23 protein-coding genes are annotated in these 26,439 nt (G+C 60.9%); 12 read left to right on the top strand and 11 right to left on the bottom strand.

Annotation, left to right across the window (positions count from 1 at the left end):
- Positions 1-843: 843 nt before the first annotated feature.
- Positions 844-1,752, bottom strand: coding sequence for a LysR family transcriptional regulator (locus tag AB4N84_RS17330; RefSeq protein WP_460042376.1), 909 nt, complete (start codon positions 1,750-1,752; stop codon positions 844-846).
- Between the two features lie 105 nt (positions 1,753-1,857).
- Here AB4N84_RS17330 and AB4N84_RS17325 point away from each other — a divergent pair, with 105 nt between their 5' ends.
- From AB4N84_RS17325 to nhaA, 4 genes are all read left to right on the top strand, one after another.
- Positions 1,858-2,457 (top strand): short chain dehydrogenase, encoded by a 600-nt coding sequence (locus tag AB4N84_RS17325; RefSeq protein WP_460042374.1) that lies wholly within the window; start codon positions 1,858-1,860, stop codon positions 2,455-2,457.
- A gap of 63 nt (positions 2,458-2,520) precedes the next feature.
- Positions 2,521-3,201, top strand: a complete 681-nt coding sequence (locus tag AB4N84_RS17320; protein ID WP_074753109.1) for a COG3650 family protein — start codon at positions 2,521-2,523, stop codon at positions 3,199-3,201.
- Between the two features lie 243 nt (positions 3,202-3,444).
- Entirely contained in the window at positions 3,445-5,058 is a 1,614-nt protein-coding gene (locus AB4N84_RS17315) for an NAD(P)/FAD-dependent oxidoreductase (RefSeq protein WP_074753110.1), read from the top strand.
- Between the two features lie 312 nt (positions 5,059-5,370).
- Positions 5,371-6,558 (top strand): Na+/H+ antiporter NhaA, encoded by a 1,188-nt coding sequence (nhaA, locus tag AB4N84_RS17310; RefSeq protein WP_460042372.1) that lies wholly within the window; start codon positions 5,371-5,373, stop codon positions 6,556-6,558.
- A 102-nt stretch (positions 6,559-6,660) separates the two neighbouring features.
- On the opposite strand, the gene AB4N84_RS17305 is transcribed toward nhaA, so the two are convergent.
- The 6 genes from AB4N84_RS17305 to dinG all read right to left on the bottom strand — a co-directional run bounded on the left by AB4N84_RS17305 (position 6,661) and on the right by dinG (position 14,951).
- Positions 6,661-7,125 (bottom strand): outer membrane lipoprotein, encoded by a 465-nt coding sequence (locus tag AB4N84_RS17305; RefSeq protein ID WP_074753112.1) that lies wholly within the window; start codon positions 7,123-7,125, stop codon positions 6,661-6,663.
- A gap of 179 nt (positions 7,126-7,304) precedes the next feature.
- On the bottom strand, positions 7,305-7,952 hold the full coding sequence (gene pdxH, locus AB4N84_RS17300; protein ID WP_074753113.1) for a pyridoxamine 5'-phosphate oxidase: 648 nt from the start codon (positions 7,950-7,952) through the stop codon (positions 7,305-7,307).
- A gap of 48 nt (positions 7,953-8,000) precedes the next feature.
- Positions 8,001-9,095 (bottom strand): OmpA family protein, encoded by a 1,095-nt coding sequence (locus tag AB4N84_RS17295; RefSeq protein ID WP_460042371.1) that lies wholly within the window; start codon positions 9,093-9,095, stop codon positions 8,001-8,003.
- 151 nt (positions 9,096-9,246) lie between these two features.
- The gene (locus tag AB4N84_RS17290) at positions 9,247-10,395 is read right to left on the bottom strand and encodes a serine hydrolase domain-containing protein (protein WP_460042369.1); all 1,149 of its coding nucleotides are present in this window, start codon (positions 10,393-10,395) and stop codon (positions 9,247-9,249) included.
- 117 nt (positions 10,396-10,512) lie between these two features.
- Positions 10,513-12,699: a beta-agarase gene (locus tag AB4N84_RS17285; protein ID WP_460042368.1), complete on the bottom strand. Its 2,187-nt coding sequence runs from the start codon at positions 12,697-12,699 to the stop codon at positions 10,513-10,515.
- Between the two features lie 107 nt (positions 12,700-12,806).
- On the bottom strand, positions 12,807-14,951 hold the full coding sequence (dinG, locus tag AB4N84_RS17280; protein WP_460042367.1) for an ATP-dependent DNA helicase DinG: 2,145 nt from the start codon (positions 14,949-14,951) through the stop codon (positions 12,807-12,809).
- A 128-nt stretch (positions 14,952-15,079) separates the two neighbouring features.
- On the opposite strand from dinG, the gene AB4N84_RS17275 reads away from it, so the two are divergent.
- On the top strand, positions 15,080-15,544 hold the full coding sequence (locus AB4N84_RS17275; protein ID WP_460042366.1) for a DUF2269 family protein: 465 nt from the start codon (positions 15,080-15,082) through the stop codon (positions 15,542-15,544).
- A gap of 108 nt (positions 15,545-15,652) precedes the next feature.
- Here AB4N84_RS17275 and AB4N84_RS17270 read toward each other — a convergent pair whose 3' ends face one another.
- The 3 genes from AB4N84_RS17270 to AB4N84_RS17260 all read right to left on the bottom strand — a co-directional run bounded on the left by AB4N84_RS17270 (position 15,653) and on the right by AB4N84_RS17260 (position 17,627).
- Positions 15,653-16,426 carry a collagen-like protein gene (locus tag AB4N84_RS17270; RefSeq protein ID WP_460042365.1) on the bottom strand — a complete coding sequence of 258 codons (774 nt, stop codon included), beginning with the start codon at positions 16,424-16,426 and terminating at the stop codon, positions 15,653-15,655.
- Positions 16,419-16,694, bottom strand: coding sequence for a DUF1145 domain-containing protein (locus AB4N84_RS17265; protein WP_074753120.1), 276 nt, complete (start codon positions 16,692-16,694; stop codon positions 16,419-16,421). Before AB4N84_RS17265 ends, AB4N84_RS17270 begins: the two co-directional genes overlap by 8 nt.
- Before the next feature lie 231 nt (positions 16,695-16,925).
- Positions 16,926-17,627: an OmpA family protein gene (locus AB4N84_RS17260; protein ID WP_460042364.1), complete on the bottom strand. Its 702-nt coding sequence runs from the start codon at positions 17,625-17,627 to the stop codon at positions 16,926-16,928.
- A 244-nt stretch (positions 17,628-17,871) separates the two neighbouring features.
- On the opposite strand from AB4N84_RS17260, the gene AB4N84_RS17255 reads away from it, so the two are divergent.
- The gene (locus AB4N84_RS17255; protein ID WP_074753122.1) at positions 17,872-18,369 is read left to right on the top strand and encodes a DUF6231 family protein; all 498 of its coding nucleotides are present in this window, start codon (positions 17,872-17,874) and stop codon (positions 18,367-18,369) included.
- 10 nt (positions 18,370-18,379) lie between these two features.
- Entirely contained in the window at positions 18,380-18,853 is a 474-nt protein-coding gene (locus AB4N84_RS17250) for a YchJ family protein (RefSeq protein WP_460042363.1), read from the top strand.
- A gap of 26 nt (positions 18,854-18,879) precedes the next feature.
- Here AB4N84_RS17250 and AB4N84_RS17245 read toward each other — a convergent pair whose 3' ends face one another.
- Positions 18,880-19,479 (bottom strand): hypothetical protein, encoded by a 600-nt coding sequence (locus AB4N84_RS17245; RefSeq protein WP_460042361.1) that lies wholly within the window; start codon positions 19,477-19,479, stop codon positions 18,880-18,882.
- A gap of 135 nt (positions 19,480-19,614) precedes the next feature.
- Between AB4N84_RS17245 and AB4N84_RS17240 the strand changes: the two genes are divergently transcribed.
- From AB4N84_RS17240 to AB4N84_RS17220, 5 genes are all read left to right on the top strand, one after another.
- On the top strand, positions 19,615-20,100 hold the full coding sequence (locus AB4N84_RS17240) for an LEA/WHy family protein (RefSeq protein ID WP_074753182.1): 486 nt from the start codon (positions 19,615-19,617) through the stop codon (positions 20,098-20,100).
- 4 nt (positions 20,101-20,104) lie between these two features.
- Positions 20,105-20,311 (top strand): SEC-C metal-binding domain-containing protein, encoded by a 207-nt coding sequence (locus AB4N84_RS17235; protein ID WP_074753125.1) that lies wholly within the window; start codon positions 20,105-20,107, stop codon positions 20,309-20,311.
- A 234-nt stretch (positions 20,312-20,545) separates the two neighbouring features.
- Entirely contained in the window at positions 20,546-23,029 is a 2,484-nt protein-coding gene (locus AB4N84_RS17230) for a penicillin acylase family protein (protein ID WP_460042359.1), read from the top strand.
- A gap of 318 nt (positions 23,030-23,347) precedes the next feature.
- Positions 23,348-24,382, top strand: coding sequence for a ligase-associated DNA damage response exonuclease (locus AB4N84_RS17225; protein ID WP_460042357.1), 1,035 nt, complete (start codon positions 23,348-23,350; stop codon positions 24,380-24,382).
- Positions 24,379-26,097: an ATP-dependent DNA ligase gene (locus AB4N84_RS17220; RefSeq protein WP_460042356.1), complete on the top strand. Its 1,719-nt coding sequence runs from the start codon at positions 24,379-24,381 to the stop codon at positions 26,095-26,097. Before AB4N84_RS17225 ends, AB4N84_RS17220 begins: the two co-directional genes overlap by 4 nt.
- The last annotated feature ends 342 nt before the right edge of the window (positions 26,098-26,439 follow it).

Below are 26,439 nucleotides of genomic sequence, written 5' to 3'. Positions count from 1 at the left end.
AGTAACCAAAAGTGCCCTGCTCCTGGTTGGGTCCGACTTCGTCGGATTCCCGCACTCCGACGACGCTCCGTGGGCCCGCCGCCATCCGCCATCCATGGCGGGGGGCGGCTCTCGCGGCATCCATGCCGCTCGGCCCACTCCGCGTCGTCTGCGTTTGGCCTGCACCCAAGTCGCGTTTGGCGGTGTCTGGACTGGCGAGGCAGGAAGATCAAAAGCAAAGGGATTTTGATCGATCCCACGCGGAGCGTACGAAGCAAGCGTTGCGAATAACCGGTCTGCTTTTGATTCTGGCCGGAGGCCGTAGGAGCGCGCTTGCCCGCGATCTGCCGCGCAGCGGTAGCGAAACCAAGCGACTCGGTTGTACCTGATACACCGCATGCACCGGGTTTGCTGCCGGTTCCCGGCAGATCGCGGGCAAGCGCGCTCCTACGCCTTCGGCAGAATCAAAAGCACAGCGGATATCCATGACACTTGTTTTGCGGCTGCCTTTGCTTTTGATTTTCCTGCCTCGTCAGTCCAGACACCACAAAACGCGACTTGGGTGCAGGCCAAACGTAGACGACGCGGAGTGGGTCGAGCGGCATGGATGCCGCGAGAGCGCCGCCAGGACATGGATGTCCGTTCGGCGCGGGCCCACGGAGCGTCGTCGGAGTGCGGGAATCCGACGAAGTCGGACCCAACCAGGAGCAAAGCGTTTTTGGTTACTTTTGGCTGGGCCGGCATTCCGGGCGCTTTTGCCAAAAGTGACCCGCTGTAAGAGCGGAACCCTAAGCAGCGTTACCGCAGCAACGGATATACACCCAGAACCAAACCCCTATCCCCATAAAAACCTCGTTCGGACATTCAAAGCCTCTCCAACGCCGCCGTACTCCGCTCAAACCACTGCGTCAGGTAATCAGCCATCACCTGAATCCTTCTCGGCAGATGCCCTTCGAACGGATGCACCAGATACAACGACGAAACCGGCGTCTGATAATCCCGGAGCAACCACACCAACCGCCCCTGATCCAGTTCGTTATGCACCATATAGGACGGCAACCGCGCAATCCCCGCGCCTACCAGCGCAGCCCTCTTCAGCAGACCGTAGTGATTGCTGGCAAACGTGCCCCGCACATTCACCCTCGTCACTTCGTGATTCTGGTGGTAGCCCCACGTTTCACGACCGGCGTAGTGACTGTTCAACAGACAGCGATGCACTCGCAGCTCATCCGGCGTCTGCGGCGCGCCGTGCTGGGCGATGTAGTCGGGGCTGGCGCAGGTCAGCTCCTGCAACGACAACAGCGGCTTCGCCACCAGCCGCTCATCAATTCCCACACTGGAGCGGATACCCAGATCGAACCCGTCGCGGCGCATGTCGCGGAACTGGTTGTTCAGGTCCAGTTCCACCTGCACATCGGGATAGGTTGTCGAAAACTCTGTCAGCAGCCCCTCGAAAAACGTCTCGCCCAATGACACTGGTACCGTCAGGCGCACCGTGCCCACCAGGCTCTCGCTGAGGTACGCCATGGCGTCTCGCACCCGATCCCGTTGGGCCAGCAGCGCACGGGCTTCAGGCAGCAGAATCGCCCCGGCCGAGGTCAGGGTCAGGCTGCGTGTGGTGCGGTGCAGCAGCGTCACGCCGTAACTTTTTTCCAGCTTGCTGATGCGTTTGGACAGTTGGCTGGTACTGGTGTCCAGCCATTGCGCGGCCAGGGTGAAGCTGTTGGCTTCCACCAGCATGGCAAACGCCGCGAGGTCGTCCATTTCACTCATGATTGTTTCCTTTCTGACAAACCGGGATTGCCGTTTGGCCCATTTATCTGTGGGAAAAGGCGGTAGAGACTGAACGCCTGATCCACTGACGAGAAGGACTGCAACGTGAAGATTCTATTGATTGGCGCTGGCGGAACCATCGGCTCAGCGATCGAGAAGGAATTGGCGCCACGCCATGACATCGTTCGCATTGGCCGTAACAGCGGTGACGAGCATGTCGATATTAGTGACAGCGCATCAATCCGCAAACTGTTCGAACGGACAGGTCCTTTCGACGCATTGATCTGCGCGGCAGGCAACGTCACGTTCGCCCCTTTGGGCGATATGACCGAGGAATCCTTTGGCCTGGGCCTGCGTGACAAACTGATGGGGCAGGTCAACCTGCTGCTGATCGGTCGCGAGTTCGCCAATGACGGCGCCTCGTTCACCTTCACCACCGGCATTACCAGCCACGACCCGATCCGGACCGGCGCCTCCGCCAGCCTGGTCAATGGCGCCATCGACGCCTTTGTGTGTGCTGCCGCCATCGAGATGCCGCGCGGGATGCGGGTCAACTCGGTGAGCCCGAACGTACTGGTCGAAGCGATGGGCAGCTACGCGCCTTACTTCCGCGGCTTTAAACCCGTGTCGGGCGCCGATGTGGCGCTGGCCTATGCGAAAAGCGTCGAGGGGCTGCAAACCGGACAGACCTATCACGTCGGTTAATCGCCTCTTGTGATGAGCGAGCAGCCTGAGTAACGTGGCGGCACTTGTTTGGAGACCCGCCACATGTTCGCTGCTCGTTCCGTCCTGATGTTCGCCTTGCTGCCGGTGTTCGCCGGCTGCCAACTGCTCCCTTCGCCCTCCTCCGACAGCACAGTCTCCACGGCCGGGATGCTGCGCATGCAGGGCACGCTCAGCGGCGACGGCGGCAAGCTGTTCTTTCAGCCGTGCAGCGAGCAACGCCGCTACGCGGTGACCGACAAAGGCAACACCGGCATCCTGCAGGAAGCCGCTTCGGTGGTGGACAAAAGCGGCAAGGCGTTCGCCGATGTGCGCGGCAACTTCGTCGCCAGCAAGGCGCAAGGCAGCGACGGTCAGGCTGACGTCTATCAGCTGTACCGCGTCGAGCGTCCGGGCAATGCCTGTGAAGACCCCAATTTCAAGCGCCTGACCATTCATGCCAGCGGCAACGGTCCGAAATGGAACCTCAATGCCAGCGGCAAAGGCATGGTGCTGGAACGTGAAGGCCAAGACGAATTTGCGGTGCCTTATATGGAGGAGCAGATGCCCGAAGGCCGTTTCAACCTGATCACCGACGCCAATGATCAGCATGTCGAGCTGTACGTTGCCCCGCAGCGTTGCGTCGATACGGTAAACGGTTCTGTGCAGCATCTGACGGCCGAACTGCGCGTCAACGGCAAGGTACAGCGCGGGTGTGCGTATTTCGGGGCGATGCGCAACGATTAATAGTCCACGTATCTTGAAGGAGCGCGCTTGCCCGCGATCAGAGTATGTCTGCACGCGAATCGTCGAGGGCATAGCGTGATCGCGGGCAAGCAAGCGCCGACGTTCGGACTTGCGCACGCCTGAACGGGCGATGTGTTGCTTACGTCGTCGCTCCGGTCAACGCTCACCTTGCAATCTGGCTTATAATCGCCGGTTCTTGTAGCGCTGCCGGGCCGACCCTGCGGCCCGAAACCGGACTTTTCAATGTTACGAATCACCGAACTCAAACTGCCGCTCGACCATGCGGATGACGCGCTGCGCCCTGCGCTCGTACAACGCCTGGGCATCGACAGCGACGAGCTGCTGGATTTCACCCTGTTCAAGCGCAGCTACGATGCGCGCAAGAAATCCACCGAACTGCAGTTCATCTACACCATCGATTTTCAGGTTCGCGACGAAGCGGCCCTGCTCAAGCGCCTGAGCCACGACAAGCACGTCACGGCCGCGCCCGACGTCAGCTACAAAGTTGTCGGTCATGCGCCAGCGGACCTCAACGAACGCCCGCTGGTGGTCGGTTTCGGCCCTTGCGGCATCTTCGCCGGGCTGTTGCTGGCCCAGATGGGTTTCAAGCCGATCATTCTTGAGCGTGGCAAAGAGGTCCGTCAGCGGACCAAGGACACCTGGGGCCTGTGGCGTAAAAACATCCTCAACCCCGAGTCCAACGTGCAGTTCGGCGAAGGCGGCGCAGGCACCTTCTCCGACGGCAAGCTCTACAGCCAGATCAAGGACCCGCAATTTCACGGTCGCAAGGTGCTGCACGAGTTCGTCAAGGCCGGTGCGCCGGAAGAAATTCTCTACGTCAGCAAACCGCACATCGGGACGTTTCGCCTGACCGGCGTCGTGGAAAACATGCGTCAGCAGATCGAAGCGCTGGGTGGCGAAGTGCGTTTCGAGCAGCGCGTGACTGATGTGCTGATCGAGGATGGTCAGTTGCAGGGCGTGGTGCTCGACAGCGGCGAGCGTATTGATTCGCGGCACGTGATCCTCGCGCTGGGCCACAGTGCCCGCGACACGTTCCGCATGCTCCACGGACGTGGTGTGTACATGGAAGCCAAGCCGTTTTCGGTGGGTTTCCGCATCGAGCACCCGCAAGGTCTGATCGACCGCGCGCGCCTGGGCAAATACGCCGGCCACCCGAAACTCGGGGCAGCGGATTACAAACTGGTGCACCACGCCAAAAACGGTCGCTCGGTGTACAGCTTCTGCATGTGCCCAGGCGGCACCGTGGTTGCCGCCACCAGCGAACCGAACCGCGTCGTCACCAACGGCATGAGCCAATATTCGCGTAACGAGCGCAATGCCAACTCGGGCATCGTGGTCGGTATCACGCCTGACGAAGACTATCCGGGCAGCCCGCTGGCGGGTATCGAACTGCAGGAACGTCTGGAGTCCCACGCCTACATCATGGGCGGCGAGAGCTACGAGGCGCCCGCGCAACTGGTGGGTGATTTCATTGCTGGCAAGGCATCGACCGAACTGGGCAGCGTCGAGCCGTCCTACAAGCCCGGCGTAAAACTCACCGACCTGGCCGACGCCCTGCCCGCCTTCGCCATCGAAGCCATTCGTGAAGCGTTGCCGGCGTTCGACAAGCAGATCAAAGGTTTCTCGCAGCACGACGCCGTCCTGACAGGTATCGAGACCCGCACCTCTTCGCCGCTGCGCATCACCCGTGGCGCGGACATGCAGAGCCTCAACGTCAAAGGACTGTTCCCGGCCGGTGAAGGCGCCGGTTATGCAGGCGGCATCCTGTCGGCGGGTGTCGACGGGATTCGAATTGCCGAGGCACTGGCGAAAAGCATGTTGGGAATCACCGGCTAACCGACGAAATCGATGATTCCCGTGGGAGCGAATTCATTCGCGATACGGTACGACGGCCGGTGACTGACTGCTGGCTGAACTGACGTCTCGAGAATGAACCTGCTCCCACCGTTGTTTCTGATGCTCGCGAAGAAAATTCCTACAGCCTGCGCAGAATAAGCCCTGTAGCACTCTGTAACTAATTCATAGGATTCTTTGTACACAGTTACAGCTCGACTTTTTAATAACCAAATCGAATATAACTTTTGTTTTCAGAAATAAGCCGACGGGTTAGGGTGTCGCTCCTTTTGCGCATGTCCATGGAGAGTGACCTTGCCCGTACGCAATACATTCAAACGCTTTTTCCAGCTCGAGGCGGCTGGCGGTCTGTTGTTGATCGCTGCTGCCGCCCTTGCCCTGGTCATCAATAACTCACCCCTGTCCTGGCTGTACAACGGCCTGCTTGATGTGCCCGTGGTGGCACAAATTGGCGCCTTGAAAATTGCCAAACCGTTGCTGCTCTGGATCAATGACGGCCTGATGGCACTGTTCTTTCTGCTCATCGGCCTGGAGGTCAAGCGCGAAGTGCTTCAAGGGCATCTGTCCAGCCCTTCGCAGATCGTCCTGCCCGGCGCTGCCGCGATCGGTGGAATGGTGATCCCTGCCCTGTGTTTCTGGGCGTTGAACAAAGACAACCCCGCCGCCATGAGCGGCTGGGCCATTCCGATGGCGACAGACATCGCGTTCGCGTTGGGCGTGCTCGCCTTGCTCGGCAAACGTGTCCCGGTGTCGCTCAAGCTGTTCTTGATGACGCTGGCAATCATTGACGACCTCGGCGCGATCATCGTGATTGCCCTGTTCTATTCGGGTGAGCTGTCTAATCTGTCGCTGGCCATCGCGGCCGCTTCGCTCATCGCACTGATCAGCATGAACCGGCTGGGCGTGGTGAAGCTGGCGCCTTACCTGCTCGTGGGTCTGGTGCTGTGGGTGTGTGTGCTCAAGAGCGGCGTGCATGCCACGCTGGCGGGCGTCATCCTCGCCTTCTGCATTCCACTGAAAACCCCAAAGGATGTGCCCGCGCCACTGCAGCAGTTGGAGCATGCGCTGCATCCGTGGGTGGCCTACGCGATCCTGCCCCTGTTTGCGTTCGCCAACGCAGGCGTTTCACTGGCGGGTGTTAGCCTTGAAAGCTTCACTCATCCCGTGCCGATGGGCATCGCGCTGGGGCTGTTGATGGGCAAGATGCTGGGCGTTTTCGGGCTCACATGGCTGGCGGTCAAGGCAGGATTGGCCGCGCTGCCCGCAGGCGCCAACTGGGGTCAGGTGCTGGGCGTCTCGATATTGTGCGGAATCGGCTTCACCATGAGCCTGTTCGTTGGCTCCCTGGCGTTCGTCCCGGGACAGAGCGAATTTGCCGGGATGGACCGCATGGGCATTTTGACCGGTTCGATACTGGCCGCTCTGATCGGTTACGCGATCACGGCGGTCTCCAGTCCCCGCTCTACCCACCCGCACATCTGAACGAATTGCAGCGGTAAGCAGAAACAAAAACGCCCCGACACATCGGGGCGTTTTTGTGTAAGCAGGTATTACATGAACCTGCTTCGGGCCAAACGGCGTCGCTTAGTGGGACACGCGGCTGGTGCCGTTGACGGTCATGATGCGCACACGCTCGCCCACGCGGAAGATCTCGTTTTCCTGAACTTCCTGTACGTAGGCACGCATGGTGCCGTCGTCTTCACGCACGGTGATCTCGACACCCTGCGCGCGGGTCAAACCGCCTTCGGCCGCCGAGCCTAGCAATCCGCCAGCGACTGCACCGATGACTGCGGTGACGATGCTGCCACGGCCGCCACCAATGGCGCTACCACCGACACCACCGACGATCGCACCGGCGCCCGCACCGATCGGGGTTTTGGTGCCTTCAATCTTCACCGGGCGCAGCGATTCGATCGTACCCAGGCGCACGGTCTGCACTTGGCGAGCTTCATCGCGCGAGTACGAGTCGCCGGTCAGGCTCGAGGTACAGCCGCCCAAGGTCAGCGCCATGGCGGTGAACGAAGCAGCCAACAGAACAGACTTACGCATAACATTTGCCTCCAGGGGAACAGGTAGCCATTAGACTCCGCGACGCCAATCGATGTCACGGTCCTGCACCGATAATTTACGTTTATTCAGGCGCTATACAGAAAGTCGCCGGCGTCTACGAGTATGGACGACGACCCACTGGATAGATTCAAAGAATTGTTGTGTGTGCCGCCGAAGCGCTATGGCGCGAGACGCTCTCGCGTCCACTGCCCATCGACCAGACGGTAATTCAAGCGATCATGCAGACGGCTTGGACGACCCTGCCAGAACTCGATGCGATCGGGGACCAGACGATAGCCGCCCCAATGCTCGGGGCAGTCAGGTTGGGTGTCGCTGAAGCGTGCTTCGGTGGCCTTGAGCAGCCCTTCAAGTGCCTCACGATCCGCGATGACTTGGCTCTGCGGCGATGCCCAGGCACCGAGGCGGCTGCCCAATGGCCGGACCTGGAAATAGGCGTCGGACTCTTCGTGAGAGACCTTCATGACCCGCCCTTCGATGCGCACCTGACGCTCGAGCGTCGGCCAGAAGAAGGTCATGGCGGCAAAGGGGCGTGCAGCCAGCTGCTGCCCTTTGGCACTGTCGTAGTTGGTGAAGAAGGTGAAACCCTGGGTGTCGAGGCCCTTGAGCAGAAGGACCCGGCAGTGTGGGCGACCGTCACCATCGACAGTCGCCAGCGTCATCGCGTTGGCTTCAACCGGCGCCTGCTCGGTCTTCACCGCCTCGCCAAACCATTGGTGGAACAACGCAAAAGGTTCTTCCGGCGCCTGCGACTCGGTCAAACCTTCGCGGGCGTAGTTGCGACGCATATCAGCCAGACGCTGGCTCATCACTGCCTTCCTTTATCGAAATCCGTGAGCGGGATAGCGATATTACCCTCAGTTGCTGCTGGCTTGCGCGCTGGCTGCAGGTTTCTTGGCGGCGGCTTTGGCGGGCGCTGCCTTGGCCTTGGTGGGCGCTGCTTTTTTCGCCGGGGCCTTCTTGGCCGTGGACGCCTTGGCCGGTGCGGCTTTCTTGGCAGGTGCTGCGGATTTGGCCGGCGCTGCCTTGGTGGCCGGGGCCGGTGCGACTACCGGTGCAGCTTGCTTCACGGCGACCATGGTCGGAGCAGGCGCCGGCGTCATGTTGTACTTGGCCATCAGCGCCACCATCGTGTCCTGTGGCGTCATGATGATTTCCACACGGCGGTTCAAGGCTCGACCGGCCGCGCTGTCATCCGCCGCACGTGGCATGACGTTACCCAGGCCGCGCAGGTTCAGGCGATTACGTTCCAGGCCGCTCAGGCGGAAGATGGCGGCGACGGACTGCGCGCGCTGCTGGCTGATCTTCAGGTTCGCATCGCTGGCGACGTCGCTGTGGCCCAACACCAGCACCGCGGACTTCTGATCGCCTTCCACGAGCTTGGCCATGCGGGTAATAGGCCCGAGATTGACGGGCAGCAGCATTTCCGGACGATCCGGGTTGAAGGTGCTGTCAACCGGGGCCGTTACAACCAGTACGTCTTCACGGCGCTCGAGTTCGAACTTGCTGTCCTTGATGGCTTCACGCACGCGTGGCTCGTATTGGTCGAGCCAGGCCTGGGTGACCTTCGGGTCGACCTTTGGCACGGCGGGAGCGGCATCTTTTTTGGCTTCGCTGCCGCCGAACGGCCACCACCACTTGTTGCCATCATCGGCTTTTGCCACGGCAGGCTTGGCGGCAGGCTGGGTCGCCGCGAGTTCGGGTTTCTTCTCGGTCGCGCCGTGGTCAGAACCGAATGGCCAGTACCAGTGAGTGCCGCTCTCGGCTTCTGTTTTCGCGACTTCTGCGGCAGCAGGGCTGGCGGCAGGTTTTACCGGGGCAGCAGCGTCAGTACTTTTTCCGGAGCCGAATGACCACCAGTGGTCATTGCTGGCTGACGAGTCCTGGGGAGTCTGTGCGCAACCGGTAACGGCAATACACAGTGCAAATGCGAGGCTTTTGTTGGCAGACATGGGTGACCCACACAAATAATTGATCAGAAAATGAACGAAGCAGCGCCCATATAACACGCATAAACGCTGAGTTGGAAAAAGAAACCGCCCTACGGTTCCGTTATGGGCGGTTTAACTGACAGTCGGTAGAACAAGCACTTAACGGCGATAGTTATTGCAAACACTCACCAAGCACCCGGACCAGACGTTGCGCGCGCGGATCCATCAACACATACGGGCCCAACGTGTTGGTCACGAAGCCGAAAGCCACGTCACGTTCAGGATCGGCGAAGCCCACCGATCCCCCGGCACCCGGATGGCCGAACGACTTTGCGCCAAGGCCAAACGTCGCATTGGGCACGGTGGGCTGATCGAGCATGCAACCCAGACCAAAGCGCGTCTGGGTCAACAATGTCTTGTCCTGACCGATGCTGTGCTCGCGGGTCAGTTCGTTGATCAGATCGGCTTCCAGCAGGCTGCCATCGAGCAATCCGCTGTAGAAACCCGCCAGGCTGCGGGCGTTGCCGTGGCCGTTGGCGGCAGGCTGTTGCATGCGTCGCCACTCAGGCTTGTTGGTGCTGGTCATGATCGACGGCGGGTTGGTAAACGCCCGCGCGGTCATGGACGTGGGTTCACGCATCGTGGTCTGGACCAGACGCTGGGCAGCTTCATCGCCCATATTGCCCTTGCCCCGCGCGATATGGGCCACGCGATGGAATTCCTCATCCGCCAGACCGACATGGAAATCCAGTCCCAGCGGCCTGGCAATACGGGCGGCGATTGACTCACCCGGCCCGCGGCCGTCGGCGCGGCGAATCATTTCACCCACCAGCCAGCCGTAGGTAATCGCAGCGTAGCCATGGCCCTGACCGGGCTTCCACCAAGGCTCTTCCGCGGCCAGCGCGTCGGTCATCGCTTCCCAGTTGTACAAGGCCTCAGCGGGCAACATGTCATGAATCGCAGGCAGGCCCGCCTGATGGCAGAGCAACTGACGCAGAGTGATCGTCTGTTTACCAGCGGCGGCGAACTCGGGCCATAGCCGTGAAACCGGTTCGTCCAGGTGCAACTTGCCTTCGCCCACCAGCTGCAACGCGGTGACCGCCGTAAAGGTCTTGGTGCAAGAGAACAGGTTGGCAATGGTATCGCTGTGCCAGACCTCGGCGCCGTCCTTGTCGGCCGTACCCGCCCACAGGTCGAGCACGGTTTGCCCGCCGACCTGCACGCACAAGGCCGCGCCCCGCTCCTGAGGATCGTCGAACAGCGCGGCAAACGCTTCGCGTACAGCTTCAAATTGAAGCTCGAAATGACCTTGAATCTGCACGGTTTCGCTCTCCGGTCGGGGGCTGCACAAAATGGCGTGCATTGTTCCAGCGATTTGAGGGTTTGGGAACAGCCACGCGCCATCAGGCGCGCAGCGAATCCTGTAGGAAAGGCGCCATTACTGAGCCCTGCCGATCACCTCGCTCACCTGCCCATTGGCTTTACGCACAGCTTCCACGAAGCCTTGGTACGGAACGTCCGTAATCCCGACCAGGCCCAAGTGGCCGTTTTCCCCGTCCAGCATGCGGCCGGTCGCAGGTTGGTCCAGGTACTGAAACCAGTGCACACCGACGATGGAAGGCTCCGCCAATGCGCTCTTCAGGAAGTTCGAATAAGCGGGGCCACGATACTCCTCGCGAGCCACCTCCATGGCGCCGCCCCAGAAAGGTCCGCGATCACGCGAGCCGAAGTGGAACTCACTGACCAGCATGGGCTTGTCGAGCACGCGCAATTTGGCGAAGTCCACCCCGTCCTGCGGCTTCGGCGTGTAGAGGTTGAAACTCAGCACGTCGCAGAACTTGGCGCAGGCCTCGATGGCCTCGGGCGTGCTGACGCCGAAACGTCCACCGAGCAGCAGATGGTTGGGCGCATGCCACTTGAGCGCGTCGGAAATGGTTTTGAAATAGGTCTCGGCAAACACCCGCTGAAAGTATTTGAAGTCATTTTCGATTTCCGGGTGCTCTGGGCTCGGCAATGGCGGCTCAAAGCCGGGGTCTTCCATCAGCTCCCACGCGGGCAAGTCTATCCCCCACGCTTTGGATAAACCCTCCTGATTGCGGTACTTGTCGCGCAATTGCTTGAGGAACGCGCGCTTGGCAGGCACATCCGTCGTGAGCTTCAACGTGCCGTACGCCAGCGCATAACGATCGTGAGGGTCGTCCCCCGGCGCGGCCCACGCCAGCTCGTTATCGGCGAAATAGCCAATCAGGTAGGGATCGTCGCGGTGATCGCGCGCAGCAATGGCAACGGCACGTTCAGTGGCCATCGCGAAACGGGGATCGAACGGATCAGGCATCCCGCCCCACCAGTCGTGACCGGTACTGATGCTGACGTAATCACCGACGATGGACAGCGGCAAGGTGTAAGGCACATGGTTTTGCGAGCTCACGTCCGGATTCTCGAGCGCGGGCTCGCTCCAGTTGCCAATGGTGTTGAAGCCCCACGCCTGGAGGCGCTGCAACGTGTGGTCAGCCCAGTGTCGGGTATCAAACACGCCGTAGGTGCGCTGCAGGTTGGCGCCGTAAAAATCGAACGTGCGGCCCTGGTCAAAGTGCCGATCCTTGCTCGCGCCAGTGTCGCGATGATCATTCCCCTTGCCGTAGAACGTCGCCAACGGCTCGTCGTCTCCCGGCAGGCTGCTGAACATCGTCTCGCGGCCCTCGACGTAGGTCTGACTGTCGTCCGCCGTGACAGCATTGACGCCCAGAGAGTAGAACGGATGCCCTTCGGGCGTTACCAGATACCACCGTTCGTTGCGTTTCTCGGTGCGGAAAAAGCCCTTTGCCTCGAAGGTCGGCCCTTTGAGCAGGCCGCCATATTTGTCCTGGGCCGGACGCTCTTTCAACCACGCCTTGAGCTGCGTTTGTTCCTTGCCGGCCAGGGCCTTGAGTTGATCGTCGTTGTTGATCTTTTCCGGCCATTTGCCCCGCGTGTACTGACCGTAACCATCGAGCAGGTGGGTGTAGGCGGCTTTTTGAACCCCATCGCCTTCCTGTACGCCGAACTTTTCGATCAGGACACTTTGCGCCACGTCGGGCCGAGACATCGACACCGTAACGGAACTGACCTGCGCAGGGTTCAGCTCACCCTCGGTATTGGCCAGCAACACGCGCTGACCTTCATAGGTCCACGGCATGGGCGGTCCGACCCGCATACCCTGGCTCAGCGGCGAACTGGCTTGCAGCGGAACGATGAGGGTTTGCGCGGGCCCTGCCGGGAGGTCGATCCGACTGTTGAGAGTCTTGCCGTCACTGCTCTGGATTTGCACATACAGCGTCAGTGCCCAGTCCATGGCGCTCTGTACCCGCAAGGTCATGGCGCTGTCTGCACTCCAGTCCCAAACGCCGCTTTGTGGTGTCAGCCGCAGGCTGGGTTTTTCGACCGGATTGAAGATGACCCGCCGCAGTACCTCGCCCTCGGCGGTCTGCTCGGCGTTGGCTTGCGGCAACGTAGCGTCCTGTGTCGTGACTTGCACCACATCGGCAGGACGAACGAAATTGAACAGCGTCTGCTGGCCGTCGGGCGCGGCATACACGGGTCCCGCGCACGCGACGGCGAGGACGGCAGACAGTGAACGGCGAATCATCTGATCGGGTGCTCCTTGATCATCGGAAACTCCATCGCGGCGTCAGCGCTGACGATGGAGCAGGCCGAGATAAGACCCGATCAACCGCGTTTCATCCCCGACACACGTCAGGAAATTTCGCGGCGAAAAGGCGGCAGCGCGTTGAGGATCGCCTTGCCGTAGCGCTGGGTGACCACGCGACGGTCGAGCAGCGTGATGATGCCGCGGTCCTGTTCGGTCCGCAGCAGGCGACCACAGGCCTGAATGAGCCGCAAGGAAGCGTCGGGCACGGCGATTTCCATGAACGGGTTGCCACCTCGGGCTTCGATCCACTCGGCCAGTGCCGCTTCTACCGGGTCGTCAGGCACCGCGAACGGGATCTTGGCAATCACCACGTGCTCGCAATAAGCGCCGGGCAAGTCGACCCCTTCAGCGAAGCTGGCCAGACCGAACAACACGCTCTCATCGCCGCCGTCGACCCGAGCCTTGTGCTTGTTGAGGGTTTCCTGTTTCGACAGGTTGCCCTGGATGAACACACGCTTGCGCCAGTCGCGCTCCAGACCGTCGAAGACTTCCTGCATCTGTTTGCGCGAAGAAAACAGCACCAGCGTGCCTTTCGACCCTTCGACCAGACCGGGCAACTCACGAATGATCGCGGCGGTGTGCTCAGCGGCATTGCGCGGATCGGCCTTCAAATCCGGTACGCGCAATACCCCGGCATCGGCGTGATGGAACGGGCTTGGCACCACCGCCGTGACGGCGTCCTTGGGCAGGCCGGCACGCATGCGGAAACGGTCGAATTTGCCCAGCGCCGTCAGCGTTGCCGACGTGACCAGCGCGCCATAGGCCACGTTCCACAGGTTGCGACGCAACATCTCCGCCGCCAGGATCGGACTGGCGTTGACTTCGATGTCGAACAGCGAGCCGCTTTCGGCGAGGGTCAGCCAGCGCGCCATGGGCGGGCTGTTTTCCGGGTCTTCGGCGGTGAACGCCGTCCACAGCTCCCAGTTACCGTGTGCACGGGCCAGCAAGCTGCCGAATAGCGGGTACCATTCTTCGGCCTGATGGCTGGCGATGCCGATGTTCACCTCGCCATCCATGCCTTCCTTGAGCAGTTCGGTCAGGCGCGTGAACAGATCGTCCAGACGGGCGAACCCCTTCTTCAGCTCGATGCCCATCTCGCGCATGTGCTCAGGCACCACACCGCCGACGAAACGATGGCGCGGGCGCTCCCGCCCTTCCATGTCTTCGCCCGCCTTGAAGTCGGCCAGTTGCTCGCACGCCGTGAACATGAATTGCTGGTGGGTCTTGATCTCCCGCGCCAGCTCCGGCACTTGCTCGATCAGCTTGCCCAGGTCGCCGGGCAGCGGATGCTGAGCCAGCAGTTTGGTGAGGTTCTTGGCCGTTTGCTCCAGCCAGTCCGCCGTTGAACGCAGACGGCTGAAATGCGCGAAGTGGCCGATGGCCTTGTCAGGAAGGTGGTGGCCTTCGTCGAACACATAGAGCGTATCGCGGGGATCCGGCAGGACGGCGCCGCCACCGAGCGCGAGGTCGGCCAGAACCATGTCATGGTTGGTGACGATAACGTCGACTTTTCCCATGCCTTCGCGGGCTTTGTAAAACGCGCACTGCTGAAAATTCGGACAATGCCGGTTGGTGCACTGGCTGTGATCGGTCGTCAATCGCGCCCAATCCTGGTCGGCCAGCTCCTGAGGCCAGCTGTCGCGGTCGCCGTCCCATTTGTTCCCGGCCAGCTTCTCGATCATGGTGGTGAACAGTTTCTGGCTGGCCTCGTCGACCTCGATCTTGAAGCCTTCTTCTTCGAAAAGCTGCGCCGTGGCGCTTTGCGCGTTGCCTTCCTGCAGCAGCATGTCGAGCTTGGACAGGCACATGTAGCGGCCACGCCCCTTGGCCAGCGAGAACGTAAAGCTCAGCCCGCTGTTGCGCATCAGGTCGGGCAGGTCCTTGTGGACGATCTGTTCCTGCAACGCAACCGTGGCGGTGGCGATCACCAGGCGTTTGCCGGCTGCCTTGGCCGTCGGGATCGCGGCGATGGCGTAGGCGACTGTCTTGCCGGTACCCGTGCCGGCCTCCACCGCGACCACTGCCGGGTCGCCCGAACGCCGGCCTTCCTCGTCGGTGTCCACGTCTCCCAGCACTTTGGCGACCTCGGCGATCATCAAACGCTGGCCGTAGCGAGGTTTGAGGCTCTTGGCTTCGAGGAAACGCGAATAGGCGCCCTGAATCTGGGATTTGAGTTCGGTGCTGATCATGGGCTGGGTCGTTGGCTCGGCGTCACGGTGCTGAATGAAAACATAAAAAAACCGCTGGATATATCTCCAGTCTTCGGAGGGCGGCTATCATACCGCGCTAATTCTTTCTGCGCAGAACGGAGTTTCCGATGTCGCTTGTAGCCTTTGTCTACACCTTGCACGTCCTGTCGGCTGTTGTCTGGGTCGGAGGAATGTTTTTCGCGTGGATGATTCTACGACCGGCGGTCATCGCGGCACTGGAAGGCCCCTCACGCCTGAAGCTGTGGCTGCAGGTCTTTCCGCGTTTTTTTGTGTGGGTCTGGTGCGCCGTGGTTCTGTTGCCCGTGACAGGCATCGGCATGATCCACCTCAATTTCAGCGGTTTTCAGACGGCGCCGCGCTATGTGCAGGTCATGATGGGCTTGTACGTGGTGATGGTGGCGCTGTTCCTGCGCATCTCGACGCTGAACCTGCCGGAACTGCGCAAAGCTGTCGCCGCCGAACAGTGGCCTGATGGCGTGGCCGCTCTGGGCAAGATCAGGCGTCTGGTGGGGATCAATCTGATTGTGGGGATTATGGTCGTGGCGATTGCTGCCATGAGACCGACATTCTGATGGGCAGGAGCGCGCTTGCCCGCGAAAGAGGCGTCTGACGATACAAGCAGATGGATCGTACTGACGTCATCGCGGGCAAGCGCGCGCCTACCGGGTCAAGCGGTGCGATTACAACTTGCGAACGTTCACAGATCCAGCAGGCCCGGTCGAACCTGGCTGGCCTTTCTCGCCGTTCTTGCCTGACTTGGCGCCGTCTGCGCGGTAGACGAGACAGCCTTTGGAAGTGCCGCCCTTGCCGCCTCGGCCGCCCTCACCGCCAGCACCGCCGGCGCCGCCCTGGACATTGACCTTCACGCGGTCGTCCGGGAACCCCTGAGGCAGCTCCAGACGAACCAGAGCACCGGGTGCGCCGTCCTTGCCGTTGCCGCCGTTATCACCGTCGAAACCCCGGCTCGCCGAGCCCCAGGTGCATCCCGGGTCCTGACCGTTGCCGCCATCCAGCCCCACATAACCGGGCGAGCCCGCACCACCGCGCGCGTCGATGAACAACTCATCGGCGTTCAACTGTTCCATGCGAAGGTTCAGATTACGCCCTGGCAACGGCGGCTTTTCAAACGTGCCCGGCGCACCGCGGGCGGTGATCTGCGCGCCACTGCCGAGGTCGCCTCGTTTGACCTGCAACTTGAACGGCTCGGCGCCCGGGACAATGGCGATGCGCGACTCATGGCCCATGACCAGTTGTCCCACTTGCACTTCCGTGAGCCCGGCGGGGATCAGCAATGTTCCGTAATCCGCCACCTCCAGACGATCCAGTTGCAGAACGCTGGTGTTGCTCGGCAGGCGCATCAGCGAATGCGGCTCCACCGAAATGCCCTGCGCCATCACCCAGGAACTGCTCAGGGCCGACAGCAGGCCCGCCGTCATCAGCAACGCATTACGCATGGTGAACCTCCGCCTGGCGGCGACCGAAAGATTGCAGGTGGAAAATACCGAAAATCAGGATCTGTAAACGATCGAACCAAGGGTGCGAACGCCCCCGCAGGCTGCCGTTGAAAAAAAACAGTTCCATGACGTGGGTCAGCAGCAACACACTGCCCGCCAGTTTGATCAACATCTCAAAAGGAATCGGCAAGACAAAGACCTGATTGGCCAGCACCACCGCCCAGAACCCCAACGTCAAGACTTTCCCCAAGCCCCAAAACAACTTCATGACACGCCCCTGGTATTTTTTTATTTCTGTGCCGCGAAAAGCTTTGCGCACAGTACGGCGACGAGCGCGACTATGCCAGAGGGTGGGGATAAAAGTCGTGGGTTTAGGGATTGCGCAGATACGCGTTACCGCCGACGAGGCGCGCTGTGCCTTGATCTGCCTTTGATGCCCGCCAAAAAAAACCCCGACACGATGGCCGGGGCTTTCTCACACATTGAACCGTGAACTCAATCAGCGATTAAGCTTGATCTCCACACGGCGGTTCAGAGCACGGCCTTCGGCAGTTTTGTTATCCGCCACGGGACGCGCTTCACCATCACCTTCCACCGACACAAACGCACTGCGAGCAATACCGGCGCTGACCAGGTAATCCGTCACCGAATGCGCACGTTTCTCCGACAGTTTCTGGTTGTAGGCATCACTGCCCACGCTGTCGGTGTGCCCACTCACATGCATCTGCACGTTAGGCGCTTCGGTTTTCAGTTTGGTCGCAACCATATCCAGTTGCTGCTTGTCGCTCGGAGTGAGCGTCGCCTTGTTGAACTCGAAGTGCACGTCACGGATGGTAATGACTTCTTCTTTTGGCAACACCACCGGAGCCACCGCAGGCTCTGGCGCTGGCGTCACGAGTGGGCAACCGGTCGCATCCACCGGGGTGCCTTTCGGTGTATCCGGGCACTTGTCGACGCTGTTCAGCACACCATCGCCATCATCATCGCCATCACCGTGAGCCCAGCAGTAAGCGCCCGCCATCACACCGACCGCACCGCCCAGACCCGCTGCGACCGAAGCGGTCTGGAACGCGCCTATCGCTGCACCGGTGAGAACCCCGCCCGCAGCACACAGTGGCCAGTCGGTCTTTTGCAAGCCGGCACAGCCCGTCAATACACTGGTAACCAAAATCAGAGGTAACGCTGTCCGAATCATGCTCATACAGTTCTTCTCCTTTGGTATCGGCTAAAACCGACTGAAATGGAGTAAAGACGCCGTTGGGGCCATTTGCCACCCGGAAACAGGGGGTTTTATGGCTTTTTCAGTGCACGGTCTGGCGTGTTCTTCTAGAAATAGCCTTTTGCCTTCACTCCGTACGCTTTGTCCAGGCAACCGTTAAAAAAGTTCAAGCACTAGGCCACGATCCTTCAGCAGGCTAACCTTGCGAGCTCAATGAGGGATTTCGATGACCGACAGTTTTTCCACCCGCACCCCGCAGCAGGCCCTCGCCGCCCTGCTCGACCGGTATGCGCCCAAACGTCTTCTGCTGATTGGCGCAGACAGTTTTCCTGCCCTGCAGGCGTTTCAGGAAGCGCACCCGGACACCCATCTAGCGCAGGCCGCGCCGGGCGCATTGCCGGCTGAACTCGCAGGACAGCGTTTTGATCTGGCGCTGGTGGTCGATTGCCTGGAGCACATGCCCAAGCGCGCGGGGCTGGAATTGCTGGGTGGCATTCGCAACCTCAATGCCAGCCGCATTGCCGTGCTGGCCGACATGAAGGCCTGCGGTTGGCAGACCACCGACTTCTATTCGCTGGCCCTGCAAGCCAGTGAACGTTTCGCCCGGGACGAACAGGTGCTGACCCTCTTCACTTACGACCTGCGCGAATACAAACAAGTACCGGACTGGCTGAACGCAAAGTTTTGGGCCAACCCGGAGAATTTTGGCAAGTACTGGTGGTGAGACACGCATCATGAGCAGTGCAATTTGTCCCTGTGGCAGCGGCAATCTTCTGGACGGTTGCTGCGCCCGTTTTCACGCGGGTCAGCCCGCGCCGAGCGCTGAAGCCTTGATGCGCTCACGTTACAGCGCGTATGTGCTGGGCCTGGTGGATTACCTGCTGGACACGACCCTTGCGGTGCAAAAAAGCAGCCTGGACCGAGCATCGATCAGTCAGTGGAGTGCACAGAGCACCTGGCTCGGTCTTGAGGTGGAAAGCGCCGAGCTGTTGGGCGGCAAGCCCGAGCACGCTTTTGTGACATTCACGGCGCGCTGGCACGACGCGACGGGCGAGCACAGTCATCGGGAGCGCTCGGCGTTCGTTCAGAACCAGGGCCGCTGGTATTTCATCGACCCGACCGTGCCGCTCAAGGCGGGGCGTAACGACGCGTGCCCTTGTGGCAGTGAGCAGAAGTTCAAGAAATGCTGTGCTGCCTACATGGCTTGAGCGTCAGATCAGCGCGCGCCGGACGATCACGCCAGCTTTAAATGCGAGATGTCCGGCAGCAGCACATGTTCGACTTCCGTCTTCTGCCCCATGTCGCTGCCCGCCGGCGCCAGGCTGAGGCCTGAAAGGTCCAGTCGAGGTGGAACGGGCGGTGCTTTCGGGTCCTGCACGTCTTTGCCCAGCGCTGAAAGCGTAAAATCCGGCGCCTGGACATCGACGAAGGCCGCCATATAGACGTCTCTGGGTTCGAGCCTGGATCTGTGCTCAGGCTTGGCGACGCTGCCCGGTCCCGGCACTAAAGAGGACGTTTTTCTCGTCCAGGTCGGTTCGTCAGGCGGCGGGGCAAGCTCGACTTCCTCGACCTCCATCTCGGCGGGCGCGGGAACGTCCATCTGGCCCGGCATCTCTACCACATCAGCCTTAGCGCCTGCGCGCTCCAGGGTGGAGCGGTATTTTTCTGCCGCAGCCTGATCCAGGTTGTTTTTCAGCACCAGACGCCGTCCGGAGAACAGCAGCGCGATGCGTTGTGCGTCCGCCTGAAACAGCTTGGCCAGGTTCGCCTGGACCCGGTCCAGTTGTGCGCCAGGTACCAATTGGCCGGAAAAAACAATTTCGTACATCTTCATGGGTCAATACTCCTTCGACACATGGCATGAGTATGGCGCAGGCTCTAGGGAACAGCGAGCGGCCCACAATCAGTCGGTGCCAGGCTAAGGCCAGCAACGTGCTTGCTAGACTGCAGACTGACAGGGAGTGAACGAATAGTGTTTCAGTTACGCGTCATCAAACTGCTTTGCCTCTGCGTGATATTTGGGCTATCCGGCTGCTCGAGCCTGATCACCGGTGGCGAGCAAGACCCGGAAGTCAAGCTGCTCAAGGTCGATGTGGTCAAGGCCAAGTTGCTGCGCCAGGACTTCAAGCTTCGCTTTCGCGTCGACAATCCCAATGACTCGAGCGTGCTGGTCAGAGGCCTGCGTTACAAGATTCTGCTCAACGACCTGCTGCTCACCGAGGGCGAGCACAGTGACTGGTTCATTGTCGAAGCGCACGGCCACAAAAACTTCTCGGTGCCGGTGCGCACCAACCTCTGGGAACACCTGAAAGACATTTCGAAGATGCTCAGAAAGTCCGATCAGCCTATTCATTACCGGCTGGAAGGCAAGCTCAAGACCGGATTTTTGTTTGGACACAGCGTGCGTATTCAGCGCAACGGCGAGATAATCCCTGGCGATTTAATTCCGGAGTAGCTCCATGAACCAGCAAGCCCACGTGCACGGCCCTGATTGCGACCACGATCATGACCACCACGAGCATCATCACGACCACGGCCACGTGCATGGCCCGCACTGCAACCACGAACCTCAAGAGCCGGTCCGTAACGCGCTCAAGGACGTAGGTCGCAACGACCCTTGCCCCTGCGGCAGCGAGAAGAAATTCAAGAAGTGCCACGGCGCGTAAGTACAGGCACGATTTAACCTGTGGGAGCGAATTCATTCGCGAAAGATTGGCACGGCAATGCATCGGCATCGTCTGTACCGGCCTCTCGCGAATGAATTCGCTCCCACAGTGTTTTGCGCGGTCACTCGAAGACCATGAAAAATCCTGAAATAAACTCCCTCCCCCGCTTGCGTGGCGCCTGCCTGCTCTCTAACGTAGCGCGTTTCCAACGCCTACCCCCGCAGGAGCTCCATCATGGCCTCGCCAGCCCTCTCACCCCTGAAGACGCGACTCAGTACTGCCGCCGCCATGATGGGCCTGTTGAGCCTCGCCGGCTGCCAGCTCGGCGGTGAAGACCGTGACAACCTGCCGCCAACCAGCGGGGTCTTCGCGATCAAGGGCCTGGCGCAGAACGTGTCGGTGCGCCGCAATAACCTGGGCATGCCGCTCATTGAAAGCAGCACCTTTCACGACGCACTCTTCACCCTGGGTTACGTCCACGCCAGCGATCGCATCTCGCAAATGGTGCAAATGCGCCTGTTGGCGCAGGGCCGCCTGTCGGAAATCGCAGGACCGGGAGCGCTGGATCTGGACCGCATGATGCGCGCCGCCCAGCTCAAGCAGAACGCGAGCGACCTGTACAACGCGTCATCGCCGCGCTTGAAGCGTTTCTTCGAGGTGTATGCACGGGGCGTCAACGCCTACCTGTTCCGCTATCGCGACAAGTTGCCCTCCGACCTCGCCGACGCGGGTTACAAGCCCGAATACTGGAAGCCCGAGGACTCGGCGCTGATTTTCAGTCTGCTCAACTTCAGCCTGTCGGTAAACTTGCAGGAAGAAATCTCCTCACTGGTGCTGGCGCAGAAAGTCGGGGCCGACAAGCTCGCCTGGCTGCTGCCGACCTACCCCGATGAAGCGCTGCCGTTCGCGGAGGCCGACAAGCTCAAGGGGTTGAACCTGGGCAGCCAGATGCCGGGGCTGAGTGATCTGGACAAGGCGGCGCTGCAACTCTCGGACCTCAACCTGTTGGGCGTTTCGGCCTCCAACAACTGGGTGATTTCACCGCAACGTGCTCGCGCGGGCAAAAGTCTGCTGGCCACCGACAGCCAACTGCCCGCCACCTTGCCGTCCATGTGGAATTTCGTGCAGATCCGCTCGCCGAAATACCAGGCGGCCGGGGCCACCGTCGCGGGTCTGCCACTGGTGCTGTCCGGCTTCAACGGCAAGCTGGCCTGGGGCATGGGCCCGGCGATGGGCGACAACCAGGACCTGTTCCTGGAAAAACTCAAGCGCGAAAACAATCGCCTGATGGTCATGGTCGACGGCAAATGGGTTGCGGCCGGAGCCCACGAAGAAACGTATTTTGTCAAAGGTCAGTCGCCGGTGCGCGAGCCTGCGTATGAAACCCGTCACGGGCCTTTGCTCAATGCCAGTTCGGCGCAACTCGCCAGCGGTCTGGGCGTTGCCCTGCAAATGCCAGACGCCAAGGACGACAAAACCCTGGATGCGTTGTTCGACCTGACCCGGGCACAGAACGTTGAGCGGGCCTTTGATAACACACGGGAAATCCGCGCGATTAACCTGAACATCGTGTTCGCCGACGCCTCGAACACCGGGTGGCAGGTCACCGGCCGTTACCCGAACCGCCGCGAAGGCCTGGGCCTGATTCCATCGCCGGGCTGGGAAAGCCGTTTCGATTGGGACGGTTACGCCGACGCCATGCTGCACCCGTATGATCAAGACCCGCAACAGGGCTGGATCGCCACTGCCAACCAGCGCACCGTACCGAAGGGTTACGGGATGCAGTTGTCCAATTCTTGGGACTACCCGGAACGCGCCGAGCGGATCGCCGAGTTGGCCAACACCGGCAAGCAGGACACGCGCAGCACGATCAGCATGCAATACGACCAGACCACGACGTTCGCGGCGAAGCTCAAAAAGATGTTCGAAGCGCCGGGCATGTCCAAACCGCTGAAGCAAGCGATCGATGCGCTCGCGCCTGCGGACAGGGACAAGGCGCGCGAGGCATTGAGTCGTCTGATGGCATTCGACGGCCGGTTGTCGCCGGTCTCGTCCGACGCCGCGATTTATGAGCTGTTCCTGCAGGAAAGCACCAAACAGATATTCCTCGATGAGCTGGGTCCGGAAAGCAGCCCGGCATGGAAAGCGCTGGTCCAGACCGCTGACCTGTCCTACTCGCCACAGGCTGATCACTTACTGGGGCGCGAGGACAGTCCGTATTGGGATGACGTCAAAACCCCGCAGAAAGAAGACAAGCCAGCGATTCTGGCGCGCAGTCTGGCCGCTGCGATCAGCGCGGGGGAAAGTCAGTTGGGCGCTGATCACAAGGCGTGGCAATGGGGCAAGCTGCATCAGTACACGTGGACATCGCAAAGCGCTCAGTTGACGGCAGCGATCGGCGGCAGCAAAGCCAGCGTGATCAAAGGCCCGATGGCCGATGGCGGTGATCACACGACGTTGAATGCATCGGGCTTCCATTGGGGCCAGGACTTCAACGCGGCGGTGATTCCCGCGATGCGCATGATCGTCGACTTCGCTCAACAGGAGCCGATGATGGCGCAGAACGCTGCGGGGCAATCGGGTAACCCGGCGAGCCCGCACTTTGCCGACGGGATCGAGCCTTGGGTGAAGGGGCAGTACATGTCGGTGCCGATGCAGCCGGAGAACTTTGAGAAGGTGTACGGGAAGCAGCGGTTGACGTTGACGCCCGGTAAATAGCGCTTTTGCGGTAGGGGTTGGGTGTCGGCGCTGGGCTTTGGGTCTAGCCCGTTATTTGTGTCGGCGCTTTATATGTGTTCTGGCTAACGCCAGACCTGTTCCGCCTTCGGCGGGTTACTTGAAAGCCGGAATGCCGTACCAACACCAAGTAACCTGCCGAAGACGTAACGCTTCTGCCATTAGGCAGAACCTGTAGCGCCGCTCCGATGCTCGGATGCCCGCACATCAACGCAGGCCAAAACCAGAAGCCAGCCAAAAACCCCGAACTTCCACCCGCCCAACCGCTCTACCTGACAAGCCCCTCAATCCGGTCACCCCATGGACCTCGTCATCGCCCGCCCCGAAGGCCTCTACTGCCCGCCCGGCGATTTTTATATCGACCCGTGGCGCCCGGTCGAACGATCGGTCATCACCCATGGCCATGGCGACCACGCGCGCACCGGCAATGAGCACTACCTCGCGGCCGCCCCCGGCGAAGGCATTCTGCGTGCCCGACTGGGCCAGGACATCAACCTGCAGACCCTCGAGTACGGCGAATCCATCACCCACCACGGCGTAAAGCTCAGCCTTCACCCCGCGGGTCACGTGCTCGGTTCGGCACAGGTTCGTCTGGAGTACCAGGGCGAAGTCTGGGTCGCGTCCGGCGACTACAAAGTCGAACCCGACGGCACCTGCGCGCCCTTTGAACCGGTGCGTTGCCATACCTTCATCACCGAATCCACCTTCGGCCTGCCGATCTACCGCTGGCAGCCGCAGTCGGAAATCTTCACCGGCATCAACGACTGGTGGCGCGCCAACGCGGCCGCCGGCAAGGCCAGCGTGTTGTTCGCCTACTCATTTGGCAAAGCACAACGCATCCTCCACGGCATCGACCCGAGCATCGGACCGATTCTGGTTCACGGTGCCGTCGAACCGCTCAATCGGGTCTACCGCGAAGCCGGGGTACGGATTCCCGAAACCCACTACGCAGGCGACTTCAAAAAGACCGACCCGGCCCTGCGTCAGGCGTTGATCGTCGCACCGCCCTCCGCGGGCGGCAGCACCTGGATGCGTCGTTTCGGCGATTTCAGCGACGCCTTCGCCAGCGGCTGGATGATGCTGCGCGGCACGCGCCGGCGCCGTGGAGTGGATCGCGGTTTTGCGCTGTCTGACCACGCCGACTGGCCGGGCCTGTTGTGGGCCATCGAAAACACCGGGGCCGAACGGGTGATGGTGACCCACGGTTCAGTCGCCGTTCTGGTGCGTTACCTGCGTGAAAAAGGTCTGGATGCGCAAGGCTTCACCACCGAATACGGCGACGAGGAAGACGACGCGCCTGCCAAGCCCGACACCGCTCAAGAGGCCTGCGCATGAAGGCCTTCGCCGAACTGTATGCCCTGCTGGATGCCACGACGTCCAGCAACGCCAAGCTTGCCGCCATGCAGCACTATTTCGCCCACGCGGCGCCGGAAGATGCGGCCTGGGCGGTGTATTTCCTGTCCGGCGGGCGCCCGAGGCAACTGGTGCCGACGCGCTTGCTCCGTGAGCAGGCGATGATGCTGTCCGGGCTGCCCGAGTGGCTGTTCGAAGAAAGTTACCAAGCGGTGGGCGACCTGGCAGAAACCCTGTCGCTGCTGCTCCCTCAAGCCGAACACAGTTCTGACGAAGGCCTGGCCAGCTGGATGGAAAACAACCTGCTGCCCTTGCGCGGCCTGCCGCCCGAAGAACTCCTCGAACGGCTGCCGACGTTTTGGGCACAGCTGGATCGCCAGAGTCTGATGGTGTGCCTGAAATTGATCACCGGCAGTTTCCGTGTCGGCGTATCGAAACTGCTGGTCACCCGCGCCCTGGCAGCCTTGGCGGACATCGACAGCAAGCGTGTGGCGCAGCGCCTGGTGGGCTACACCGATCTGTCCCATCGCCCTAGCGCCGAGGGCTACCTGAAGCTGATCGCCGAAGAGTCCGAGGACGAGCACGCGCAACGGGGCGGTCAGCCCTACCCGTTCTTTCTCGCCCACGCGCTGCAGCAGCCGGTCGATCAGTTCGACAACCTGCTCGGCCCTGCCGAGAACTGGCAGGTGGAATGGAAGTGGGACGGGATTCGTGCGCAGGTCGTCAAGCGTGAAGGTCGGCTGTGGATCTGGTCCAGAGGCGAGGAACTGGTCACCGATCGTTTCCCCGAATTGCAGGCCCTCGTCCAGTGCCTGCCAGATGGGACCGTGATCGACGGCGAGATTGTGGTCTGGAAGGCGCCTGCCGATCAGCCGGGCACCAGCCCGAATGATTTCGCGCTCAGCACCCCTGCGCCGCAAGCGACCCAAGAACCCACGCCCTCCGTACAGCCCTTTGCCTTGTTACAGCAACGCATCGGTCGCAAAACCATCGGCAAGAAAATCCTTGAGGACGTCCCCGTGGTCGTCCTCGCCTATGACCTGCTGGAATGGCAAGGTCACGACTGGCGCAGCAAACCCCAGCATGAGCGGCGTGCACAACTGGAGCACGTGATCGTCGGCGCGCAGAGCCCAGTGTTGATGCCCTCGCCAGTCCTGAGTGGCAAAGACTGGCTCGACCTCGGCAAACAACGTGAAGCCTCCCGCAGCCTCGGGGTTGAAGGCATGATGCTCAAGGCCCGAGATTCGATGTACGGGGTCGGCCGGACCAAGGACATGGGCGTGTGGTGGAAATGGAAGATGGACCCGTTCAGCGTCGACGCCGTGCTGATTTATGCCCAGCGCGGCCATGGCCGTCGCGCCAGCCTCTACAGCGACTACACCTTCGCGGTCTGGGATGGCCCGCCGCAGTCCAGTGAACGCACGCTGGTGCCTTTCGCCAAGGCCTATTCGGGCCTGACCGACGAAGAAATGCGCAAAGTCGATGCAATCGTGCGCAAGACCACGGTCGAGAAATTCGGCCCGGTGCGAAGTGTTACCCCCACCCTCGTTTTCGAGCTGGGATTCGAAGGCATTGCCCTGTCCAAACGCCACAAAAGCGGGATCGCGGTGAGGTTTCCCAGAATGCTCAGATGGCGACAGGACAAGCCTGTGGCCGAAGCGGACAGCCTGGCGACGTTGCAGGATCTGTTGTCTTGAGCACCACTTTGGTGCTCAAACCCCTTTTGGGTCACGCGCACTGCGCTGAGTAAGGGCGTGTCAGCCCCCAGTGCCTGGGGGTCAAAGTCATCTAAAGTGTTTCGAATGTTCCTACCGCTGCAACGCCCATGCGCGGGCAAGCGCGTTCCTTCAATTTTTACGCACTCTGACCGGCCGTTTCGGCTACTCTCCCACTGCCTCCGGCGCACTGAAAAAAGACAAGAGATGGCTCAAAGTCATCATTGCGACAACTCCGTACATTTAAAACGCACGTTCGTCTCTTTGGTTCGGAAATTGCTATCTTTTTGCGGTCTGGCACCTGCCGGTAGCAAGCCTTCGCGT

The organism is Pseudomonas sp. S2_H01, assembly GCF_054668305.1.
The sequence above is the reverse complement of the archived record's forward strand: the minus strand, read 5'-3'. Positions and strand labels throughout refer to the sequence as shown.

Excerpts from the sequence above, each read along its gene's own strand:
- AB4N84_RS17330 (WP_460042376.1), bottom strand. The coding sequence starts at position 1,752 with ATGAGTGAAATGGACGACCTCGCGGCGTTTGCCATGCTGGTGGAAGCC.
- AB4N84_RS17320 (WP_074753109.1), top strand. The coding sequence starts at position 2,521 with ATGTTCGCTGCTCGTTCCGTCCTGATGTTCGCCTTGCTGCCGGTGTTC.
- AB4N84_RS17315 (WP_074753110.1), top strand. The coding sequence starts at position 3,445 with ATGTTACGAATCACCGAACTCAAACTGCCGCTCGACCATGCGGATGAC.
- AB4N84_RS17305 (WP_074753112.1), bottom strand. The coding sequence starts at position 7,125 with ATGCGTAAGTCTGTTCTGTTGGCTGCTTCGTTCACCGCCATGGCGCTG.
- pdxH (WP_074753113.1), bottom strand. The coding sequence starts at position 7,952 with ATGAGCCAGCGTCTGGCTGATATGCGTCGCAACTACGCCCGCGAAGGT.
- AB4N84_RS17295 (WP_460042371.1), bottom strand. The coding sequence starts at position 9,095 with ATGTCTGCCAACAAAAGCCTCGCATTTGCACTGTGTATTGCCGTTACC.
- AB4N84_RS17285 (WP_460042368.1), bottom strand. The coding sequence starts at position 12,699 with ATGATTCGCCGTTCACTGTCTGCCGTCCTCGCCGTCGCGTGCGCGGGA.
- dinG (WP_460042367.1), bottom strand. The coding sequence starts at position 14,951 with ATGATCAGCACCGAACTCAAATCCCAGATTCAGGGCGCCTATTCGCGT.
- AB4N84_RS17275 (WP_460042366.1), top strand. The coding sequence starts at position 15,080 with ATGTCGCTTGTAGCCTTTGTCTACACCTTGCACGTCCTGTCGGCTGTT.
- AB4N84_RS17270 (WP_460042365.1), bottom strand. The coding sequence starts at position 16,426 with ATGCGTAATGCGTTGCTGATGACGGCGGGCCTGCTGTCGGCCCTGAGC.
- AB4N84_RS17265 (WP_074753120.1), bottom strand. The coding sequence starts at position 16,694 with ATGAAGTTGTTTTGGGGCTTGGGGAAAGTCTTGACGTTGGGGTTCTGG.
- AB4N84_RS17260 (WP_460042364.1), bottom strand. The coding sequence starts at position 17,627 with ATGAGCATGATTCGGACAGCGTTACCTCTGATTTTGGTTACCAGTGTA.
- AB4N84_RS17255 (WP_074753122.1), top strand. The coding sequence starts at position 17,872 with ATGACCGACAGTTTTTCCACCCGCACCCCGCAGCAGGCCCTCGCCGCC.
- AB4N84_RS17250 (WP_460042363.1), top strand. The coding sequence starts at position 18,380 with ATGAGCAGTGCAATTTGTCCCTGTGGCAGCGGCAATCTTCTGGACGGT.
- AB4N84_RS17245 (WP_460042361.1), bottom strand. The coding sequence starts at position 19,479 with ATGAAGATGTACGAAATTGTTTTTTCCGGCCAATTGGTACCTGGCGCA.
- AB4N84_RS17235 (WP_074753125.1), top strand. The coding sequence starts at position 20,105 with ATGAACCAGCAAGCCCACGTGCACGGCCCTGATTGCGACCACGATCAT.
- AB4N84_RS17230 (WP_460042359.1), top strand. The coding sequence starts at position 20,546 with ATGGCCTCGCCAGCCCTCTCACCCCTGAAGACGCGACTCAGTACTGCC.
- AB4N84_RS17225 (WP_460042357.1), top strand. The coding sequence starts at position 23,348 with ATGGACCTCGTCATCGCCCGCCCCGAAGGCCTCTACTGCCCGCCCGGC.
- AB4N84_RS17220 (WP_460042356.1), top strand. The coding sequence starts at position 24,379 with ATGAAGGCCTTCGCCGAACTGTATGCCCTGCTGGATGCCACGACGTCC.